Origin of the sequence: Nocardiopsis sp. NPDC007018, assembly GCF_040635075.1 — a bacterium.
GTDB lineage: Bacteria > Actinomycetota > Actinomycetes > Streptosporangiales > Streptosporangiaceae > Nocardiopsis.
In genome coordinates, this window is record NZ_JBEYHA010000021.1 from 1 (window position 1) to 19,523 (window position 19,523).

General features: G+C 72.0%; 17 protein-coding genes. 14 read left to right on the top strand and 3 right to left on the bottom strand.

The features are described 5' to 3' along the window. Nucleotides 1-48 precede the first annotated feature (48 nt). Nucleotides 49-381 (bottom strand): hypothetical protein, encoded by a 333-nt coding sequence (locus ABZ635_RS14015; RefSeq protein WP_357764004.1) that lies wholly within the window; start codon nucleotides 379-381, stop codon nucleotides 49-51. A 1,063-nt stretch (nucleotides 382-1,444) separates the two neighbouring features. Between ABZ635_RS14015 and ABZ635_RS14020 the strand changes: the two genes are divergently transcribed. Continuing rightward, on the top strand, nucleotides 1,445-1,648 hold the full coding sequence (locus ABZ635_RS14020) for a hypothetical protein (protein WP_357764006.1): 204 nt from the start codon (nucleotides 1,445-1,447) through the stop codon (nucleotides 1,646-1,648). Here ABZ635_RS14020 and ABZ635_RS14025 read toward each other — a convergent pair. Both ABZ635_RS14025 and ABZ635_RS14030 read right to left on the bottom strand, forming a co-directional pair. Beyond that, entirely contained in the window at nucleotides 1,645-2,940 is a 1,296-nt protein-coding gene (locus ABZ635_RS14025) for a DUF1015 domain-containing protein (RefSeq protein WP_357764009.1), read from the bottom strand. The genes ABZ635_RS14020 and ABZ635_RS14025 overlap by 4 nt on opposite strands. Before the next feature lie 50 nt (nucleotides 2,941-2,990). Beyond that, nucleotides 2,991-3,341, bottom strand: coding sequence for an SCP2 sterol-binding domain-containing protein (locus ABZ635_RS14030; RefSeq protein WP_357764012.1), 351 nt, complete (start codon nucleotides 3,339-3,341; stop codon nucleotides 2,991-2,993). A 223-nt stretch (nucleotides 3,342-3,564) separates the two neighbouring features. Between ABZ635_RS14030 and ABZ635_RS14035 the strand changes: the two genes are divergently transcribed. The 13 genes from ABZ635_RS14035 to ABZ635_RS14095 all read left to right on the top strand — a co-directional run bounded on the left by ABZ635_RS14035 (nucleotide 3,565) and on the right by ABZ635_RS14095 (nucleotide 19,425). Then, a complete protein-coding gene (locus tag ABZ635_RS14035; RefSeq protein ID WP_357764016.1) occupies nucleotides 3,565-4,338 on the top strand; it encodes a membrane fusogenic activity family protein in 774 nt (257 codons plus the stop codon). A 66-nt stretch (nucleotides 4,339-4,404) separates the two neighbouring features. Then, nucleotides 4,405-4,584: a hypothetical protein gene (locus ABZ635_RS14040; protein WP_357764019.1), complete on the top strand. Its 180-nt coding sequence runs from the start codon at nucleotides 4,405-4,407 to the stop codon at nucleotides 4,582-4,584. A gap of 30 nt (nucleotides 4,585-4,614) precedes the next feature. Continuing rightward, on the top strand, nucleotides 4,615-5,415 hold the full coding sequence (locus tag ABZ635_RS14045; RefSeq protein ID WP_357764021.1) for a TlyA family RNA methyltransferase: 801 nt from the start codon (nucleotides 4,615-4,617) through the stop codon (nucleotides 5,413-5,415). A gap of 109 nt (nucleotides 5,416-5,524) precedes the next feature. Further along, entirely contained in the window at nucleotides 5,525-6,451 is a 927-nt protein-coding gene (locus ABZ635_RS14050; RefSeq protein ID WP_357764023.1) for an NAD kinase, read from the top strand. Between the two features lie 47 nt (nucleotides 6,452-6,498). Further along, complete coding sequence (gene recN, locus ABZ635_RS14055; RefSeq protein ID WP_357764026.1) at nucleotides 6,499-8,211, top strand: DNA repair protein RecN; 1,713 nt, start codon at nucleotides 6,499-6,501, stop codon at nucleotides 8,209-8,211. Nucleotides 8,212-8,389: 178 nt separating this feature from the next. Continuing rightward, nucleotides 8,390-9,562 carry a putative cytokinetic ring protein SteA gene (steA, locus tag ABZ635_RS14060; RefSeq protein WP_357764029.1) on the top strand — a complete coding sequence of 391 codons (1,173 nt, stop codon included), beginning with the start codon at nucleotides 8,390-8,392 and terminating at the stop codon, nucleotides 9,560-9,562. Beyond that, nucleotides 9,559-10,716 (top strand): copper transporter, encoded by a 1,158-nt coding sequence (locus ABZ635_RS14065; protein ID WP_357764032.1) that lies wholly within the window; start codon nucleotides 9,559-9,561, stop codon nucleotides 10,714-10,716. Before steA ends, ABZ635_RS14065 begins: the two co-directional genes overlap by 4 nt. A 56-nt stretch (nucleotides 10,717-10,772) precedes the next feature. Continuing rightward, the gene (locus ABZ635_RS14070; protein WP_357764266.1) at nucleotides 10,773-11,729 is read left to right on the top strand and encodes a hypothetical protein; all 957 of its coding nucleotides are present in this window, start codon (nucleotides 10,773-10,775) and stop codon (nucleotides 11,727-11,729) included. Continuing rightward, nucleotides 11,726-13,336 carry a lipid II flippase MurJ gene (locus tag ABZ635_RS14075; protein WP_357764035.1) on the top strand — a complete coding sequence of 537 codons (1,611 nt, stop codon included), beginning with the start codon at nucleotides 11,726-11,728 and terminating at the stop codon, nucleotides 13,334-13,336. The genes ABZ635_RS14070 and ABZ635_RS14075 overlap by 4 nt, the downstream gene beginning before the upstream one ends. Continuing rightward, nucleotides 13,333-14,415: a glycosyltransferase family 4 protein gene (locus ABZ635_RS14080; RefSeq protein WP_357764038.1), complete on the top strand. Its 1,083-nt coding sequence runs from the start codon at nucleotides 13,333-13,335 to the stop codon at nucleotides 14,413-14,415. Before ABZ635_RS14075 ends, ABZ635_RS14080 begins: the two co-directional genes overlap by 4 nt. Nucleotides 14,416-14,741: 326 nt before the next feature. Next, entirely contained in the window at nucleotides 14,742-15,767 is a 1,026-nt protein-coding gene (locus tag ABZ635_RS14085; protein WP_357764041.1) for a TerC family protein, read from the top strand. A 345-nt stretch (nucleotides 15,768-16,112) separates the two neighbouring features. Beyond that, nucleotides 16,113-18,947 carry an excinuclease ABC subunit UvrA gene (gene uvrA, locus ABZ635_RS14090; RefSeq protein WP_357764044.1) on the top strand — a complete coding sequence of 945 codons (2,835 nt, stop codon included), beginning with the start codon at nucleotides 16,113-16,115 and terminating at the stop codon, nucleotides 18,945-18,947. 109 nt (nucleotides 18,948-19,056) lie between these two features. Next, entirely contained in the window at nucleotides 19,057-19,425 is a 369-nt protein-coding gene (locus ABZ635_RS14095) for a VOC family protein (RefSeq protein WP_357764047.1), read from the top strand. Nucleotides 19,426-19,523 lie beyond the last annotated feature (98 nt).

The following is a 19,523-nucleotide window of genomic DNA, read 5'->3' on the forward strand; positions in this document are numbered from 1 at the left end:
GGCCTCCACCTTCCTGGCCATGCTCGGCATCGCCTGCATCCTCATCTGCTACAAGCACCTGGCCAAGCATGCCGATGGCTTTTGAGATGAGCTCTTAGGGATGCTGATGCTCCACGGAGTGGACGTGTTCGCGCCCTTGGAGTGCCGCACGTAGTAGATGTCAGGCTTGCCCTTGCTGTTGTTGACGACGATCTGGATTTGCACGCTGTGTGAGTCTGCTTTGGTGTCGAAGAGCGTGCCATACGCCGTCCATGAGGTGCTGTTTGAGCACGATGTCGTGCGTCCAGTTGCCTTGGCCCCGGTGGTGCTGACCGTCTTGGTGGTCGTGGTCTCGCATGCGGCGGCTTCCGCCGGCGCGCCCATCAAGCCGAGCGCGAGCATAGCGCTTAGCGCCACGGCTGCGGCTCGTAGAGGTTGACGCATTGGGGAACCTTTCTCGCTGGGGGTTGTTTTCGGTTCCAAGTATGGGCGGGGGGATTGGGCCTGGCCAAGGGTTGGCCGTATGTGGCTTTTGGTGGCCGGGTGTGGCCGTAAGGGTTTGGCGCGAGAAACTCCGGCGCCGCGCGCTGGGCCCCGCTCCACCGCCCTCCGCTCCGGGGTGCGCCGTCGCGCGGTCCGAGCGTTGTGGGCCGGGAGGTCCGCCGCTTTGCCACCGACCCGCCGGGTCCACGTGGAGACCGAACGGTGGATTCTCGCGTTCCACCCCGATGATCCGAAGCCGGATCTACGGAATCAGCGGGGACCTCGTCCTTGTTGGGGTCGCGCAGGCCACCGAAGTCACGACCTAAGACGGCTACGCCATACATGGTGCCGTTCACTGTGTTGTTGGTGCCCAGTCCCGAAGTTCGGAGCATTTCGACCAACTCATGTCTGCCCCTTCAGTAATCTCGCGTGCACGTGCTTTCCTCTCACGCTTGATTTACGCGCTCGTGCGCATGGAAATCTCGGTCAACACGAACACGGAGAATGTCGGCGACTCCGCGAGCGAGTCGCGAGTTCGGAGGAAGGACGAATCGTGACCAGGCCCGCCGTGAAGGCCACCCGATCGCCGTCATGGCGCTTTTTCATTCAGAAGCTCCTCGGGGTGTGTCAGGGGGTCTCATTGTTGTCCATGCGGCGATTGAAGGGCTATTTCTGCTCACCTGGATTCATAGTTCCGCAGTGACTCGAAGAATCCCTTTCAGGGCCATTTGCGTGAACATCACCAACCTGAATCACAGTCCCGTTGGTCGGTCCGCTCACGGGAAGTGGTGAACCCCGCGCACGGGGGTGGGGGTGGCCTGTATCGGTCATGGCCTGAGTCGGCGGAACGGTTGAGGTCCCGCAGCCGGGAGAGCAACGTGGAGGGGGTCAAACCACTTCCAGGAATCAGGGGTTCACCTTGTCACTTCGCTCCCGGTTGGTGTCAGTCGTCGGCGCGGTCGTTGTCGGGCTCGGCGTGAGCATGGCTTCCGCGCAGCCCGCGGCGGCCGATCCGCAGGACTGTGTGGACGTGCTCAGGTCCTATCTGGACAGGGTCACGGAGGACCACAAACAGGCCTGTCGGCTCGGAGGGGGGATCGGGGGCGGGACCGGTGCGTGCCAGTCGCAGCTCCGCGACCTCGGTGTGTCCGAGTGGTTGGTGCGGGAGGCGTGCGCGGCCGCCTAGCCCGCGCACCCTCGGGCGTTGTCCAGGACGCGCATGACCAGGCCGGTGCGGGGTTTGGGGCCGAAGGACGTCGACTTGCGGGGGGTCAGCTCCCCGCGGTCGGCGACCGCGTACACCTGTTCCACCCGCATCGGCGGCACGATCACCGCGGTGCCCTTCTCGTCGCGCGCGGCGGCCGCCGCCTCGGCGGGGTCGTCGTGCACCATCCGCACCCTCTCCTCGGGGTAGAGCCACAGCGGCATCAACACCTCGTGCAGGGCCGCGGTGGCCAGGTGGCGCCACTCGGGTGAACGGTCGGGCATGGCTCGGCGGAGCGCGGCCTCGCTGAACCCGCTGAGCAGGTGGGTGTCGCCCTCACCGGAGACCACCAGCAGGGCGGGGGCGGCGACGTCGGCCAGCAGGGCCGGGTCGGCCCCCGCGACGTGTTCGACCGTGGCGACCGTCGCGGCGGCGGCGAGGGCCTCGGCCGTGTCCAGGCCGGGTAGCACCCGGTGGATGGCGCCGAGCTGCGGCGGGTGGGTGTCGCTGTCCACGAGCAGGGCCAACCCGTGGTCCCAGCCCGGGCCGCCGATCTCCCGGCGCAGCTGACGGTAGGCGGCGTAGCGGTGGTGGCCGTCGGCGATCAGGGCGGAGCGTCCGGCCAGGTCGTCGGCCACACGGCGCAGGGTGGCGGGGTCGGTGACGGCCCACAGCCGGTGTTCGGAGCCGTCCCGCGTCCGTGTGGACACCAGGGGCGCCTGGGTGGTGACCTCCTCGGTGGTGGCGGAGGCCGCCCCGCCTCCGCCCCGGTACACCAGGAAGATGGGTTCGAGGTTGGCGCGGGCCACCTCCATGAGGCGGAACCGGTCCCGTACCGGGGGTTCGGCCACGTCCTCGTGCGGGCGCACGGCCGGGGTGGAGGTCCCCTCGTCGGGGAGCCCGAGGGCGCCCACGAGGCCGCGCTGCACCCGGCCCTGGGGGGTGACCTGTTCGTACACGTACAGCGCCGGTTCCTCGTCGCGTGCGAGCACCCCGTCCGTGATCCAGCTGCGCAGGAGGTCGGCGGCGGCCCGGTAGCGCCGGGAGTCGGGGTCGTCCGGCGCGTGCCGGGAGAGTTCGAAGGGGAGTGTGACCCTTGCCGCGTTGTGCGGGTCGGAGCGTTGGAGTTCGCGGGCCTCGTCCGCGTCGGGCATGTCGTAGGGCGGCGCCAGCAGCCGGGCGATGTCGAAGACACCGTCGATGAAGCGGTCGACGTCGGGGGCCGCGTAGCGCAGGCCGTGGAAGGGGGCCAGGACGAGTGGTTGGCGAGGCATCCCAGCAAGGTACCCGCCGCAGGTGACGGCCGCTGCCTTCCGCGGCCGGCTCAGAGCACGCGTCGCAGGCGGAGCATGTCGCTGAGGGTGGCGTCGACCTTCAGGCGCCGGGTGAGCAGTGCCACCGCCGGTTCGAGTCGGTCCTCGGCCAGGGCCACCAGGTCGCCGCTGGAGACGGTCACCCGGACCTGCGGGGTGCCGGAGCGCTCGTCGAGCCCGCGGGCGGTGACGTCGCTGAGTCCGTCCACGGTCAGACGCATGTCGAAGGCGGTCTCCAGGTCGGGGACGACCACGCGCACCGTGCGTTCGCGGATGTGCGCGCGGCGGCGCTCCAAGGGCTGGGCGAGGATGCGCTCGTTCGCCCGGGCGATGCCGTCCAGGCACGCGTCGATGCTGCTCATGGGCTCATGATGCCCTATATGGCGGGTGTGCCCGGGGCGGCGGCCTCGGGAGCCCCTGCGCGTGGAGTTTCGGGAGGGGCGGTCGGGCTCCGCTGTTTGCGTGTCAGGCGCGTGCCGGTCCCGGTAGCGTTGACGTCGAACCCCCCGGAGCACGAGGCCCCTCCCTCCCCGCGCCCACTTTCGTCCCCTTCCCTCCTGCGGTCCCTTCAAGGAGCACGTCATCATGGTCGTCGACGCGGTACGCACCTATCTGGACGCCGCCAATGGCCTCACCGAACTCTCGCGCAAGCAGGCCGTGGCGGCCGCCAAGACGCTGTTGCGCGCCAACGGGGCGACGCCCGCTCCCTCGGTCCCCGACGGTGAGGCGCCGCCGAGGGTGGGGCAGAGCATCCAGGCCCTGGCGAGTGAGCTGATCGAGACCAGCCAGGCCAACCGCGCGGCCGTGGCCGAGCTGGTGCGCGCCGAGGTCCGGGGCGCGCTGGAGCAGATGGACATGGTGCCGCGCGCCGAGCACGAACGCGTGGTGCGCCGGGTGGCGGAGCTGGAGCGCCGGATGGCCGCCCGGCACGCGGTGGAGCGGGTGCTGGAGCCGAGGGGCGGCGCCTCCTCGGAGCTGCCCGACGGTGGGAAGGCCCCCTCCGGGAGGGTGCGCGCTCCCGAAGCCGAGACCCGGGCCGCCGAGGTGGCCGACGTCGCGGACGGGGCGGCGCCGGTCGTGGAGCCGGAGCGGGCCGCCGCCCCGGTGGAGGGTGAGACCTCCGAGACCGGTCGGGAGGACCCGGCGTCCGCCAAGGGCGACCCCTCATCCGAGGAGACCGCGCCGGTGGCGGACGGCGCCGCCGGGGGCGCCGGGGACGCCGACCCGGCTGAGGGAGCGCGGGCCGACACCCCGGCCGGGAGTGGTGCGGGGCGAGCCAAGGCCAAGGCTCCCGCCCGGGCCACCCGGCCGCGTTCGACCGCCAAGCGCACCACCAAGGGCAAGGGCGCCAAGAAGTAGGGTCCGTTGCGGGCGCCGGTGCGTCGGCGCCCGCGGAGCGGTGCCCGGGTGAAGGGACGGGGAGCGATGGACGCGAGTGAGCAGGCCGAGGCGTTGGCCGAGCAGACCCTCGGAGCGACGCAGGAGCGGTTGGCGGCGTTGGACGAACTGCCTACCCACGAGCACGTGGAGGTCTTCGACACGCTCCAACGGGAGCTGTCGGGCGTCCTGGGCGCGCTGGGGCACAACACCCGGGGTACCCGATAGTGCGCGTGACGGCCGGTACCCTAGGTGACCATGGCAAAACGTAGTCGGCTCGACGCGGAACTGGTCCGCCGAGGCCACGCACGCTCCCGGGGTCACGCGGCCGAGCTGATCGAGGACGGCGTCGTCCTGGTCGCCGGGATGGTCGCGACCAAGGCCGCGACCCAGATCGGCACCGACCAGCCCGTGGTGGTGCGTACGCGTTCCGAAGAACCGGCGTACGTCTCGCGGGGCGCGCACAAGCTCGTCGGGGCGCTGGACGCCTTCGACCTGGACGTCAAGGGGAGGCGCGCCCTGGACGCGGGGGCCTCCACCGGGGGTTTCACCGACGTCCTGTTGCGGCGCGGGGTGGCGCACGTCACGGCGGTCGACGTCGGTTACGGCCAGTTGGCCTGGTCGCTGCGCAGCGACGACCGCGTGCGGGTGATGGAGCGGGTCAACGTCCGTGAGCTGACCCCGGAGGCGCTCGGCGAGCCCCGTCCCGACCTGGTGGTCGGCGACCTCTCCTTCATCTCCCTCAAGCTGGTGCTGGGTGCCCTGCGCGCGTCGGCGGCCCCTGACGCCGACTTCTCGATGATGGTCAAACCCCAGTTCGAGGTGGGCAAGGAGCGTGTGGGCGCGGGGGGTGTGGTCCGCGAACCCGCGCTGCGTGCCGAGGCCGTCTCCGACGTGGCCGCGCACGCCCTCACGCTGGGTTTGGGCGTGGTCGGTGTGACCGCGAGCCCCCTTCCGGGGCCTTCGGGCAACGTCGAGTACTTCCTCTGGATGCGGGCCGGGGCACCGCCTCTGGACCCCTCCGCGGTGGAGCGGGCGATCGAGGAGGGGCCGTCCTGAGGGGCGTGGCCTCCTGTCGCAGGAGTCCGGTAGCGTGACCCGGCCGGGTGCGGTCGAGCACTCGGCCTGTACCAGGCTTCCCACGGGGAGCGAACGTAAGGGGACGGCGATGACCAGCGGACGCAGCGTTCTCCTGCTGGCCCACACCGGTCGGCCCGCGGCCGTGCGCAGCGCCCAGTTGGTGCACGCGCGCCTGAGCGCGGCGGGGTTGACCGTCCGGATGCTCAAGAGCGAGGTCGAGGAGCTGGCCGAGGCGGGTTGTCCGCTGTCCCCGGTGGAGCCGGTCGGTGTGGCGGGGGCCGCCGAGGGCGTCGAGCTGGTCATGGTGCTCGGCGGGGACGGAACCCTGCTGCGCGCCGCCGAGCTGGCCCGGCCGGCCGGTGCGCCGCTGCTGGGTGTGAACCTGGGCCACGTCGGTTTCCTGGCGGAGGCCGAGCGCGAGGACCTGGGCGCCACGGTGAGCAGTGTCGTGAACCGCGACTACGTGGTCGAGGAGCGGATGACGCTCGACGTGGCCGTGTTCAACGGCGGTCGGGGCGACGGCGCTCCGCCGGTGCGTTCGTGGGCGCTGAACGAGGCGACCCTGGAGAAGGCCGACTCGCGGCGCATGCTGGAGATGGTCCTGGAGGTGGACGGGCGGCCCCTGTCGAGCTGGGGCTGTGACGGCGTGGTGTGCGCGACCCCCACGGGTTCGACGGCTCACGCCTTCTCCGCCGGGGGGCCGGTGGTGTGGCCGGACGTCGACGCGCTGCTGGTCGTGCCGATCAGCGCGCACGCCCTGTTCGCCCGGCCGCTGGTGGTCGGGCCGGAGGCGACGGTGGCGCTGGAGGTGCTGCCGGACACCACGCCGGGCGTGCTGTGGTGCGACGGACGGCGTATGGTCGAATTGCCCGTGGGAGCACGAATCGAGATCACCCGTGCCGATACGCCGGTCCGGCTGGCACGGTTGCACCGTGCGCCGTTCACCGACCGGCTGGTGGCCAAGTTCGGCCTCCCGGTCACGGGATGGCGGGGACGGGCCGCGCACGGCCGCTGATCCAGCGCCGTCGCATGCAAGGGCGTCAACTATCAGGAGAGGGATCGGTGCTCGAAGAAGTCCGAATCCAAGGCCTCGGTGTCATCGACGACGCCGTGTTGGAACTGTCACCGGGTCTGACGGTCGTCACCGGTGAGACCGGCGCGGGCAAGACCATGGTCGTCACCGGGCTGGGACTGCTCTTCGGTGGACGCGCCGACCCCCAGCGGGTGCGCCCGGGGGCCGATCGCGCCGTGGTCGAGGGCCGTTTGACGGTGCCCCGGGGCGGCCGGGTGGCCGATCGGGTCCTGGAGGCGGGGGGCGACATCGACGACGACGTCCTGATCCTCACCCGCGCGGTGTCGGCGGAGGGCAGGTCGCGGGCGACCATGGGCGGCCGTTCGGCGCCGGTGAGCCTGCTGGCCTACCTGGCCGACGACCTGGTGGCCGTGCACGGGCAGTCCGACCAGCAGCGCCTGCTGCGCGCGGACCGTCAGCGCTCGTCGTTGGACCGGTTCGCCGGGGACGACCTGGCGCGGGCGATGAAGCGTTACACGGCGGCCTACCGGCGCCACCGTGAGGTCTCCGCCGAGTTGGACGAGTTGGTGGAGCGGGCGCGTGAGCGCGCCCAGGAGGCCGACATGCTGCGGTTCGGGGTGGAGGAGATCTCCGCGGCCGAGCCCCAGCCGGGTGAGGACGCCGAGCTGTTGGCGGAGGAGACCCGCTTGGCGCACGCCGACGGTCTGCGGGTGGCCTCGACCACCGCGCACGAGGCGCTCACGGGCGATCCGGCCGCCGCCGACGTCCAGGCCGACGTGGTGGGGCTGTTGTCGGCGGCCCGCCAGGCGGTGGGGGCGGTTCGTGAGCACGACGCGGAGCTGGCCGCCATCGGTGACCGTCTTGACGAGGCGTCCTACATCCTCACGGACGCGGCCACGGAGCTGGCCTCCTACGCGGAGTCGGTGGACGCCGACCCGGCCCGGCTGGCCGTGGTCCAGGAGCGGCGGGCCCTGTTGACGCAGCTCTCCCGTAAGTACGGGGAGACCACGGACCAGGTACTCGCCTGGGCGGAGTCGGCGGCCAAGCGCCTGGGGGAGCTGGACGGCGACGACGAGCGGATCGACGGGTTGCGCGCGGAGGCCGAGGAGCTGTACGCGAGCATGGACGAGGCGGCGGCCGAGCTGACCGCCGTGCGCTCCGGGGCGGCCGAGCGGTTCGGCGCGGCGGTCACCGAGGAGCTCAAGGCGTTGGCGATGCCGCACGCCCGGGTGAGCGTGCGCATCACCACGGGGGAGGAGTTCGGGGCGCACGGGCGCGACGAGGTCGAGCTCCTGTTGGCCCCGCACCCGAGTTCCCCGCCGTTGGCCCTGCACAAGGGGGCCTCCGGGGGTGAGCTGTCGCGGGTGATGCTGGCGATCGAGGTGGTGTTCGCCGGGGCGGACCCGGTGCCCACGTTCGTGTTCGACGAGGTGGACGCCGGGGTCGGGGGCAAGGCCGCGGTGGAGATCGGTCGGCGCCTGGCCCGGCTGGCTCGGTTGGCGCAGGTGATCGTGGTCACGCACCTGCCGCAGGTGGCGGCGTTCGCCGACGCGCACCTGGTGGTGGAGAAGTCCACCGAGGGTTTGGTGACCGAGAGCGGTGTGGTGCGGTTGGACCGGGACGGTCGGGTGCGTGAGCTCTCGCGCATGTTGGCGGGTCTGGAGGACTCCGAGCTGGGGCGCGCCCACGCGGAGGAGCTGATGGTCAACGCCGATCCGGACCGGGCCTACCCGGCCGGATGACCCGGGTGGGCGGGGTCCGGCTTCCGTGGTGTCCGCGCCGGGGGGTGCGGGCACCACTGGTGTGACGGCATGGGCTGTTTTGCCCTGAAAACGCCGTCCGTCCGCCTGTTGTTACTCAGCGTTATCGAGTTCTGACAGTATGCCACCGATGAAGGTATCGGATGCGCTCAGAGCCACAATGCGATTCCGCCGTTCCCGGGCGGAAGCCCCCTTCGGGCTGGTCGCGCCCGTCCGCTCGGACCGCCGCACCAAGAACCTGACCAAACGGCTGCGCCCGGGCGACATCGCGGTGATCGACCACGTCGACCTGGACCGGGTCAGCGCCGAGGCCCTGGTGGGCTGCGGCGTCTCGGCCGTGCTCAACGTCGCCCGCAGTATCAGCGGACGCTACCCCAACCAGGGGCCCGAGATGATCGTGGCCGCCGGTATCCCCCTGGTGGACGACGTCGACCCCGAGATCCTCACGCGCGTGCGCGACGGCGAGCGGCTCCGCCTGGAGGGGGCCACCCTCTACCGGGGCGACGAGGTCGTCGCGCGGGGCACACGCCAGGACAAGGAGAGCGTGGCCTCCGCCATGGCCCTGGCCCGCGCCGGGCTCGCCACCCAGCTGGAGGCGTTCGCGGCCAACACCATGGCCTACCTCCAGCGCGAACGCGACCTGCTGCTGGACGGGATCGGCATCCCCGTGATCGGCACCTCCATGGAGGGCCGACACGTCCTGATCGTGGTGCGCGGGTACCACTACCGCGAGGACATCGTCGCCCTGCGGCCCTACATCCGCGAGTTCCGGCCGGTGATCATCGGTGTGGACGGCGGGGCCGACGCCGTCATGGAGGCCGGGTACCGGCCCGACATCATCGTCGGGGACTTCGACTCCGTCTCCGACCAGGCGTTGTGCAGCGGCGCCGAACTCGTGGTGCACGCCTACCGCGACGGCCGCGCCCCCGGGCTGCAACGCCTGACCGACCTGGGCCACGAGGCGGTGGTCTTCCCCGCGACCGGCACCAGTGAGGACGTCGCGATGATGCTCGCCGACGGCTCGGGCGCCAGCCTCATCGTCGCGGTCGGCACCCACGCCACCCTGGAGGAGTTCCTCGACAAGGGGCGCTCCGGCATGGCCAGCACCTTCCTCACCCGGCTGAGGGTCGGCGGGAAGCTGGTGGACGCCAAAGGTGTGAGCCGGCTCTACCGCTCCCGCATCTCTCCGTGGGCACTCCTGGGCCTGGTGGCCGCGTGCCTGCTCACCATCCTGGTCGCCGCCTACAGCTCGCCGGCCGGGCAGGTCTATCTCACCTTTCTCGCGGCGCGCTGGGACGCGTTCGTCTACTGGATGACGGGGCTGTTCACGTGATCGACTTCCGCTATCACCTCGTGTCCATCATCGCGGTGTTCCTCGCGCTCACCGTGGGTCTGGTCCTGGGCACCACGATGCTCCAGGACCCGCTGCTCAACACGCTCCAGTCCGAGACCGCCGACCTACGGGGCCAGAGCGAGGAGCTGCGCGCCGAGCGCGACGACTCCGAACGGCTCAACGCGGGGGCCGACCAGTTCACCGACGCGGTCGCCGCCGACGTCCTGGAGGACCGTCTGCTCGACCGGGAGGTCGTCATGGTGTCGGCGCCCGGTGCCGACGAGGAGGTCGTGCGGGCCCTGGGGGAGCGGGTCGAGGAGGCGGGCGGCGCGGTGGTCGGCACGCTGTTGTTCGAGGAGGCCCTCCTGGAGGGGGGCAGCGCCACCTTCATCGACGAGCTCGCGCTCCAGGTCGCGGGCGACCCCGGCGATCTCTCCGGCAACCCCTACGACAAGGCTGGAACCGTGCTCGGCCGTGCGCTGGCCGCACCGTCGGCGCCGGAGGAGGCGCCGGAGGGGCAGGACGGGGACGGCGGGGGCTCCGAGGACGAGGACCAGAGCGAGGACGGGGACGGGAACGGGTCCGGGGAGGACTCCGGCGCCTCCTCGGACGAGGACTCCGGGGAGGAGGCCAACGGCCACGACGCCGCCGCGGTCCTGTCCGCCTTCACCGAGGGCGGTCTGCTCGCCGTGGAGGGCTCTCCGGCCGCGGCCGCCGACACGGTGGTCGTGGTGGCCCCGGCCGCCAACGCCCCCGAGGAGGACCAGGAGCGCGTCAACACCGCCCTGACCAGCCTCACCGCCGCGCTGCACCAGCAGGTCGGGCCCACGGTCCTGGCGGGCGGCACCGACTCCGGGCGTCCCGGAGGGCCGGTGGCGCAGGCCCGCGCACAGGAGCGCCCCCACGCCACCGTCGACGTGGTCGGCCGCCCCACCGGCGACGTGATCACCGTCCTGGCCCTGGCCGACTCCCTCAACGGCGACGGCGCCGCCTACGGGCTCGGGGACGGCGTGGTCGGGTTCCTGCCCGACCCGCTGCCCGGACCGATCGGACCCGCCTCCACGGAGGCCGGAGCCGAGGCCGACGCCGAGACGGGTACCGAGACCCGGGTCGAGGACGAGGCCCGCCGCCGGGCGCCCAGGAGCGGGGAGTGAGGCCCGCGCGCAGCGACGCGAAGGCGGGCCCGCGCCCGGCCTCGCCGGCCGCCCAGATGACCCGGGGCCTGACCGGGGCCGTGCTCGGCGCCCTGGCGGCCCGGTCCGCGTACCGGCTGCTGGACCGGACCACCGACCGTTCGTCCGCCTGGCGGCGCGTCAACTTCCGGGGTCGTACCGTCAGCCTCCAGGAGGGCCCCGCCCTCGCCTCCGGCGTCTGCGCGGCCTGCGTGCTCACACCGGGTCTGAGCCCCCGTGTCCGTGCCGCCACCTCCCTGGCGGCCGCGGCCTCGGCCGCCTTCGGGGCCTACGACGACCTGGCGGGGGACGTCCGGGCGAAGGGGCTGCGCGGCCACCTGGGCGCGCTCACCCGGGGCGAGGTCACCACGGGCGCCGTCAAGATGGCGGGGATCGGTGCGACCGGGCTGGCCGCCGCGTCGCTGCTGCGGCGGGGACCGCTCGACACCCTGCTCGATGGGGCGCTCATCGCGGCCAGCGCCAACCTCGTCAACCTCTTCGACCTGCGGCCCGGGCGCGCGGTGAAGTTCGCCCTGCTGGCCTCGGCGCCCGCACTGGCCTCCCCGGCCGCTCCGCTGGTGGGACCGGTCCTGGGGGCCTGCGCGGCACTGCTCCCCGACGACCTGGCCGAGCGCTCGATGCTCGGCGACTCCGGCGCCAACGCCCTGGGCGCCGCTCTCGGGACGGCCGCCGCCGCCCGCGCCCCCCGCCCGGTCCGTCTGGGCCTGCTCGCGGGGGTGGTCGGCCTGACCCTGGCCAGTGAGCGCGTCAGCTTCTCCCGCGTGATCGAGCGCGTGCCCGTACTGCGCGGCCTGGACCGCTGGGGGCGCTCCGACACCGGCCGACCCGTCTCCTCCCGGGCCTTGGCCGCCCGCCCCCGCGGCCCCCGCCCGTCCGGGGAACCGGAGGCGACGCGAACGCGAGTGGCGCACGACGACGGTTCCGGTCGCGTTCCGGGCGCACGGCGCTCCACCGCTTCACCGGCACCGGGGTGACACGCGGGGTCGCCACGGCGGCGGCGCTCATCGCGGTGGTCACCGTGGGCGCCCGTCTGGCCGGGTTCGGCCGCACCGTCGTCTTCTCCCAGACCGTGGGCGACACCTGCCTGGGCACCGCCTACGTCACCGCCAACCAGCTCCCGGCGGTGCTCTTCGAGATCGTCATCGGCGGAGCCCTGACCGCCATGGTGGTCCCGGTCCTGGCCGCCTCGGTCCAGCACGGGGACCACGAGCGGGTCCGGCACACCGCCTCGGCCCTGGTCACCTGGGTGTTGCTGCTCTCGTTGCCGCTGGCGGCCCTGCTGGCGCTGGCGTCGGTCCCGGCGATGACCCTGCTCCTGGGGGCGGGGACCGGCTGCGACCGTGCCGCCCTGGTCTCCCTCGCCGCGCGCATGCTGGTGGTCTTCGCGCCGCAGGTCGTCTTCTACGGGCTCGCGGCGGTGCTCTACGGGGTGCTCCAGTCGCACCGGCGCTTCCTGGGCCCGGCGCTGGCGCCCCTGGTGTCCAGCCTGGTGGTCATCGCCGCGTACCTGGCCTTCGTCCCCCTGGGAGCCGACCAGCGCCAGGACCTGGGCGCCCTGACCCTCCCCGCCGAACTCGTGCTGTCCCTCGGTACGACCGCCGGGGTGGTCGCGCTCTTCCTCACCGTGCTGGGGCCGGCCTGGAGCCTGCGGCTCCGGCTGCGGCCCCGGCTGACCTTCCCGCCGGGGGTGGGCGCCCGGGTGCGCTCACTGGCGTTGGCGTCCCTGCTGCCGCTGGTGGCCATGCAGGTGAGCCTGCTGCTCTCGGTGGCCCTGGCCAACTGGGGCGGCGGCGCGGGGGCCTCCGTGCTCTACAGCTACGCGTGGGCGCTGTTCACCCTGCCCTACGGGGTGATCGCCGTGCCCATCGCCACCAGCGCGTTCACCGCGCTGGCGGTTCACGTGGCCGAGGGGGACCGGGCCGGGTTCGCGCGGCTGCTGTCGGCGAGCGCGCGGGCGTGCGTGGTGATCACCGCCGGAGTGGGCACGGCCCTGGCCGCCGCGGCGGGGCCGCTGGCGGCGGTCCTGGCCCAGGTGGAGCCGGCTCCGCTCGAACGCGCGCTGCTCGCCTACGCCCCTGGTGTGGTGGGCTTCGGCCTGGTGGCGCTGTACAGCCGGGCGCTGTACGCCTCCCACCACGGGCGTCCCGCCGCCGCCGCGCAGGTGACGGGCTGGATCGTGGTGATGGCGTGTGCCGTGGGGCTGGTGTGGGCCCTGTCGCCCGGGTGGGCGATCGCCGGGCTGGGAGCGGCGAGCACCGCCGGACTCAGCCTCGCCGCCGCTCTGCTGTGCGCGGGCGTGGCGCGGGCCCACGGCGGGGGAGCCCTGGCCGGTCTGGGCCGCTCGCTGGTCGCGGCCCTGGTCGCCGGAGCCCTCGGCGGGGCGTGCGGCAGGTGGGTGTCGGCGTCCCTGGAGCGGGCCCTGGGCGAAGGGGTCGGCGTGACGGTGCTGGTGGCCGTCACGGCGGGGGGCGCGGCGATGGTGGTCTTCGGCGCGGTCGCGGTCCTGGTGGACCGTTCCGCGCTGCGCACGGTGGCGGACCGTGCTCGGAACGTTCGCGAACGAGGGAGGGGAACGCGGTGAACGGCAGGATCGCGTTGGTCGTGGGGACGGTCAGCGGCGGCGTGGGCCGCCACGTGCGCTCGCTGGGGGAGGGGCTGGTCGCCCGCGGGTTCCGGGTCGCGGTGGTCGGACCGCCCTCGGCAGACCGGGACTTCGGGTTCTCGGCGCTGGGCATGCGCTTCTCGCCGGTGGGGATCGGACCGGCCCCCTCCGCCGGGGACCCCGGCGCGGTGCTGCGGCTGCGCTCGCTGCTGCGGGGCGCGGACGTGGTGCACGCGCACGGGCTGCGGGCCGGAGCGCTGTGCGCGCTGGCGGGGGCGCGGCCGCTGGTGGTCACCGCGCACAACGCCCCGCCGGTGGTCGAGGGGGTCATGGGGGCGGTCTACCCGGTCCTGGAACGCATCGTGGCCCGCCGCGCCGAGGTGGTCCTGGGCGTCTCCGGCGACCTCGTGCGCAGGCTCACGGCGGCGGGGGCGAAGGACGCGCGGATGGCGGTGGTGGCCGCGCCCAAGACGGGAAGACCGGCGAGGGGGAGGAAGGAGACCCGCGCCGACCTCGCGGTGGAACCCGGCCGTCCGCTGTTGCTGACGGTGGCCCGGCTCGCCGAGCAGAAGGGCCTGGACACCCTGCTGTCGGCCGCCCCGGCGATCGCGGACCGGGTGCCCGAACCGGTGGTGGCGATCGCCGGGGACGGCCCGCTGTGGGGGGAGCTGCACGACACAGCCGCCGGGATGCGTGTGGACGTACGCATGCTGGGGCACCGCGACGACGTCGCGGACCTTCTGGCGGCGGCGGACGTCTTCTGCCTCACCAGCCAGTGGGAGGGTCCCTCCCTGGTCATCATGGAGGCCCTGCGCGCGGGTCTCCCGGTGGTCTCCACCCGGGTGGGAGGCATCCCCGACCTCTACTCGGGGACGGTGCTCATGGTGCCGCCCGGCGATCCGGCGGCGTTCGCCGCCGCGGTCGGTCGGGTGCTGGACGATCCGGACCTCGCCGCCGACCTGCGGGCCCGCTCCAGGGAGGCGGCCCGGCGGCTGCCCTCGGAGGAGGACGCGGTCGAGGCCGCTTGTTCGGTGTACAAGTCGGTCGCGCGGTGGTGAGGGCCGACGGCGGGAGTGGCCCCCGGGTGCGGGCGGGGTGTCCGCGCGCAACGGCGAACACCCCGTGCGGGTGACTTCCCCGGAGAGATCTTCGATGGCATGCTGGGGACCGGCTCGGATGGCGTACGCTTGGACGGTGCGCTCTACGCGCCTGCTTCACCACGTGAGGGGAGTATCCCTGTCGCGGCGGTGCCGTCATCACGGAGTACAACGGCGTGCTCCCGGTTCCGTCGGTTCGCGTCCTCCGGGCGTGAGCGGGAGAGACCTCCGGTTATTCGCCGTGCGTGCAAAACGCTCGCGCGCACCAACCGGAGGAGAATCCTTCTGTGAACGTTCCCCTGTGGGTGTGGGCCGCCACCATCGCGGCCATGGTCCTGATCCTGGCCCTGGACCTGGTGATCGTCGACCACCCGTGGAGCAAGACCAAGGGTCCCAAGGAGTTCGGGATCAAGCAGGCGTCCTGGTGGGCCGTCTTCTACATCGGCATCGCCATCGTGTTCGGCCTCGGGGTCATGTACTTCGGCAGCCCCACCTCGGGCGCCGAGTACTTCGCCGGGTTCGTCACCGAGAAGAGCCTGAGCATCGACAACCTCTTCGTGTTCTACCTTCTGATGACCGCGTTCGCGGTTCCGAAGAAGTACCAGCACGAGGTCCTGCTCGTCGGCATCGTCATCGCGATCGTCATGCGCGGCATCTTCATCGTGCTGGGCGCGCAGGTCATCAACGCCTGGAGCGAGGTCTTCTACCTCTTCGGCGTCTTCCTCATCTACACCGGCTACAAGATCGTCCGCGACCACGTCAAGGGTGACGACGAGGACAAGGACTTCACCCAGACCCCGGTCGTGCGGCTGGTCAAGCGGTTCTGGCCGGTGACCAAGGACTACCACGGCGCCAAGCTGACCGTGAAGCTCGACGGCCGCCGCCACGTGACCCCGATGCTGCTGGTGATCGTCGCCATCGGCGTCATCGACCTCGTCTTCGCCGTCGACTCCATCCCGGCCATCTTCGGCCTGACGCAGGACGCCTACATCGTCTTCACCGCCAACGCCTTCGCCCTGATGGGTCTGCGCCAGCTGTACTTCCTGCTGGCCGGTCTGATGGACCGCCTCGCCTACATCAGCTGGGGTCTGTCGGCGATCATGGTGTTCATCGGCGTGAAGATGATCCTGCACGCGCTGCACGAGAACGGCGTGCACGTGATCGACATCGGTATCGGCACCTCGCTCACCGTCATCCTGGGCATCATGACCGTCACCATCATCGGCAGCCTGGTCAAGTCCGGTGTGGACCAGCGCAGGCAGGCGGCCGAGGCCGTGGACGGGGACCGGGACACCAAGGTCGACCGCCCCTGATCCCGAACCACCCCGTTCCCGGACGTTGTGGCGCCCCGAGGGCACCGACCCGGGAAACCCCTCCGATTCGAACGGTTGTTCGCCTATAGTGGTGGTGTCCCGGCGCTCACGCGTCGGGGCACCGCCATTTTCGCGTGCCGGAAGAAACCGCCCCGGGTGATCGTTAGTGTTGACGGAGACGGGGGGACACGCGCTCCCCGACATCCCCTGAGCGGCCCGGTTCCGGGTCAGCGGCGGCCCCCGAGGGGCCCGCGACCGCCTCAACGCGAAGCCATACACGGGTCCACCGACGTCATGTGACGTGGTCAGCGTCCTGTGCGTCAGAGCCGAAGGATGTCTCACTCGATGGTCGAACAACTCGTGGTCCGTGGAGCACGGGAGCACAACCTCAAGGACGTGTCGCTGGACCTGCCCCGGGACGCGATGATCGTGTTCACCGGCCTGTCCGGTTCGGGCAAGTCCTCACTCGCCTTCGACACGATCTTCGCCGAGGGCCAGCGCCGCTACGTCGAGTCCCTCTCGGCGTACGCGCGGCAGTTCCTGGGGCAGATGGACAAGCCCGACGTCGACTTCATCGAGGGCCTGTCCCCGGCGGTCTCCATCGACCAGAAGTCGACCAGCCGCAACCCGCGCTCCACCGTCGGCACCATCACCGAGGTCTACGACTACCTGCGCCTGCTCTGGGCCCGCGTGGGCGTTCCGCACTGTCCGGAGTGCCACCGCGAGATCGCCCGGCAGACGCCGCAGCAGATCGTCGACCGGGTCATGGAGATGACCGAGGGCACGCGCTTCCAGGTGCTGGCCCCGGTCGTGCGCGGCCGCAAGGGCGAGTACGTCGAACTCTTCAAGGACCTGCAGTCCAAGGGCTACACGCGCGCCGTCGTCGACGGCCAGGCGGTCCGGTTGGACGAGGCCCCCAAGCTGGGCCGCTACGACAAGCACGACATCGCCGTGGTCGTGGACCGTCTCGCCGTCAAGCCCGGCGCGAACGGGCGGCTCACCGACTCGGTCGAGACCGCGCTCAAGCTGGCCGGGGGCACCATCGTCCTGGACTTCGTGGACCTGGAGTCCGACGACCCCGAGCGCGAGAAGGTCTTCTCCGAGCACCTCTACTGCCCCTACGACGACCTCTCCTTCGAGCAGCTCGAACCGCGCTCCTTCTCCTTCAACGCGCCCTACGGCGCCTGCCCGGACTGCTCCGGCCTGGGCACCCGGATGGAGGTCGACGCGGACCTGCTGGTCCCCGACCCGGAGAAGACCCTGGCCGAGGGCGCCATCGCCCCGTGGTCGGGCGGGCCCAACGGCGGCTACTGGGAACGCATCCTCAAGGCGCTGGGCGAGGCGGTGGGCTTCGACACCGACACCTCCTGGGAACGTCTGCCGCGCCGGGCCCGCAAGGCGATCCTGGAGGGCCACGACACCCAGGTCCACGTCAGCTACCGCAACCGGTACGGGCGCAGCCGCTCCTACTACACCGAGTTCGAGGGCGTGGTGCCCTGGGTGAAGCGCCGCCACTCCGAGGTGGAGAGCGACCACACCCGCGAGCGCCTCGAGGGCTACATGCGCTCGGTGCCCTGCCCCACGTGTGACGGCACCCGGCTCAAGCCGGTCGTCCTCGCGGTGACGGTGGGCGGCAAGTCCATCGCCGAGGTGGCCTCGATGGCACTCGGCGAGAGCGCCGCCTTCCTGGCCGGGCTGCGGCTCTCCGACCGCGACATGGTGATCGCCGCGCAGGTGCTCAAGGAGATCAACGCCCGGCTCGGGTTCCTGCTCGACGTGGGTCTGGACTACCTGAGCCTGGCCCGCTCCTCCGGATCGCTCTCCGGCGGCGAGGCCCAGCGCATCCGGCTGGCTACCCAGATCGGCTCCGGCCTGGTGGGCGTGCTCTACGTCCTGGACGAGCCCTCCATCGGCCTGCACCAGCGCGACAACGCCCGGCTGTTGGAGACCCTCCAGCGGCTGCGCGACATCGGCAACACCCTCATCGTGGTCGAGCACGACGAGGACACCATCCGCGCCGCCGACTGGGTCGTGGACATCGGTCCCGGCGCGGGCGAGCACGGCGGTCACGTCGTGGTCTCGGGCATCGTGGACGAACTGCTCACCTCGGCCGACTCGTTGACCGGCGACTACCTGGCCGGGCGGCGCGCGATCGAGCTGCCCGCCGAGCGGCGTCCGCTGACCAGGGGGCACGAGCTGGTGGTCCGGGGCGCCCGGGAGAACAACCTGCACGGGATCGACGTGTCCTTCCCGCTGGGCGTGTTCACCGCGGTCACCGGCGTGTCCGGCTCCGGCAAGTCCACGCTGGTCAACGAGATCCTGTACAAGGCCCTGGCCAAGGAGCTCAACGGGGCGCGCGACGTGCCCGGCCGTCACCTGCGGGTGAACGGAATGAACAAGGTCGACAAGGTGGTGCACGTCGACCAGAGCCCGATCGGCCGCACGCCGCGCTCCAACCCGGCCACCTACTCCGGCGTCTTCGACCACGTACGCAAGCTGTTCGCGCAGACCACCGACGCCAAGACGCGCGGCTACCAGCCGGGCCGGTTCTCGTTCAACGTCAAGGGCGGCCGCTGCGAGGCCTGCTCCGGTGACGGCACGCTCCGGATCGAGATGCAGTTCCTGCCTGACGTGTACGTTCCCTGCGAGGTCTGCCACGGAGCCCGGTACAACCGGGAGACCCTCCAGGTGAAGTACAAGGGCAAGAACATCGCCGAGGTACTGGACATGCCGATCTCGGAGGCCCTGGAGTTCTTCGAGCCGGTCAACGCGATCCGCCGCCACCTCCAGACGCTGGCCGACGTCGGTCTGGGCTACGTGCGCCTGGGCCAGCCCGCCACGACGCTCTCCGGCGGCGAGGCCCAGCGCGTGAAGCTCGCCGCCGAGCTCCAGCGCCGGTCCACCGGTCGGACGGTGTACGTGCTCGACGAGCCCACCACGGGCCTGCACTTCGAGGACATCCGCAAGCTGCTGGGGGTCCTCAACCGGCTGACCGACACCGGTAACACGGTGATCGTCATCGAGCACAACCTCGACGTGATCAAGACGGCCGACCACGTCATCGACATGGGACCCGAGGGCGGTTCCGGCGGTGGCACGCTCGTGGCCGAGGGCACCCCGGAGGAGGTCGCCGCGGTCGCGGAGTCCTACACCGGGCGGTTCCTCGCCAAGATGCTCTGAGCCCGTCCCGACCACCCGCGCGCCCGGCGCCCGCACGGCCTCCGTGCGGGCGCCGCGCCGTCTCCCGGGGGCCTTTCCCGGGCGCGGGTTCTCCGGCAGGCTGGCCACCATGATCGGACGACTGCGCGCTGTGACTCTCGACTGCCCCGACCCCGGGGCGCTGGCCGACTTCTACTCGGAGCTGTTGGGCATGCCCGTGACCCGACGCGACCACGACTGGGCGGGGATCGGTGACGGGACCCGGCCCGTGATCGACTTCCAGCGGGTGGAGGACCACCGGGCTCCGGACTGGCCGGACCCCGATCGCCCCCAGCAGATGCACTTCGAGATCCGGGTGGAGGACATCGGTGTCGCCCACGAGCGGGTCACGGCGCTGGGCGCCCGTCTGCTGGCGGTGTCCGAGGAGCGCCCCGACAACCTGTACCGGGTGTACGCCGACCCCGCCGGGCACCCGTTCTGTCTGGAGTTCACGGCGTGACCGCAGTCGGCCAGTCGTCGCGCGGACCTTCCCCTCCGGCGCCCGGGGGCGCTTCAATGGCCTCAACCCGCTGAGAACAGAGTGTCCCCCGAGCCGCG

What these genes read in the sequence shown, in the direction of transcription:
- ABZ635_RS14015 (WP_357764004.1), bottom strand. Translation starts at nt 381, where the DNA reads ATGCTCGCGCTCGGCTTGATGGGCGCGCCGGCGGAAGCCGCCGCATGC.
- ABZ635_RS14020 (WP_357764006.1), top strand. Translation starts at nt 1,445, where the DNA reads ATGGCTTCCGCGCAGCCCGCGGCGGCCGATCCGCAGGACTGTGTGGAC.
- ABZ635_RS14025 (WP_357764009.1), bottom strand. Translation starts at nt 2,940, where the DNA reads ATGCCTCGCCAACCACTCGTCCTGGCCCCCTTCCACGGCCTGCGCTAC.
- ABZ635_RS14030 (WP_357764012.1), bottom strand. Translation starts at nt 3,341, where the DNA reads ATGAGCAGCATCGACGCGTGCCTGGACGGCATCGCCCGGGCGAACGAG.
- ABZ635_RS14035 (WP_357764016.1), top strand. Translation starts at nt 3,565, where the DNA reads ATGGTCGTCGACGCGGTACGCACCTATCTGGACGCCGCCAATGGCCTC.
- ABZ635_RS14040 (WP_357764019.1), top strand. Translation starts at nt 4,405, where the DNA reads ATGGACGCGAGTGAGCAGGCCGAGGCGTTGGCCGAGCAGACCCTCGGA.
- ABZ635_RS14045 (WP_357764021.1), top strand. Translation starts at nt 4,615, where the DNA reads ATGGCAAAACGTAGTCGGCTCGACGCGGAACTGGTCCGCCGAGGCCAC.
- ABZ635_RS14050 (WP_357764023.1), top strand. Translation starts at nt 5,525, where the DNA reads ATGACCAGCGGACGCAGCGTTCTCCTGCTGGCCCACACCGGTCGGCCC.
- steA (WP_357764029.1), top strand. Translation starts at nt 8,390, where the DNA reads ATGCGATTCCGCCGTTCCCGGGCGGAAGCCCCCTTCGGGCTGGTCGCG.
- ABZ635_RS14070 (WP_357764266.1), top strand. Translation starts at nt 10,773, where the DNA reads ATGACCCGGGGCCTGACCGGGGCCGTGCTCGGCGCCCTGGCGGCCCGG.
- uvrA (WP_357764044.1), top strand. Translation starts at nt 16,113, where the DNA reads ATGGTCGAACAACTCGTGGTCCGTGGAGCACGGGAGCACAACCTCAAG.
- ABZ635_RS14095 (WP_357764047.1), top strand. Translation starts at nt 19,057, where the DNA reads ATGATCGGACGACTGCGCGCTGTGACTCTCGACTGCCCCGACCCCGGG.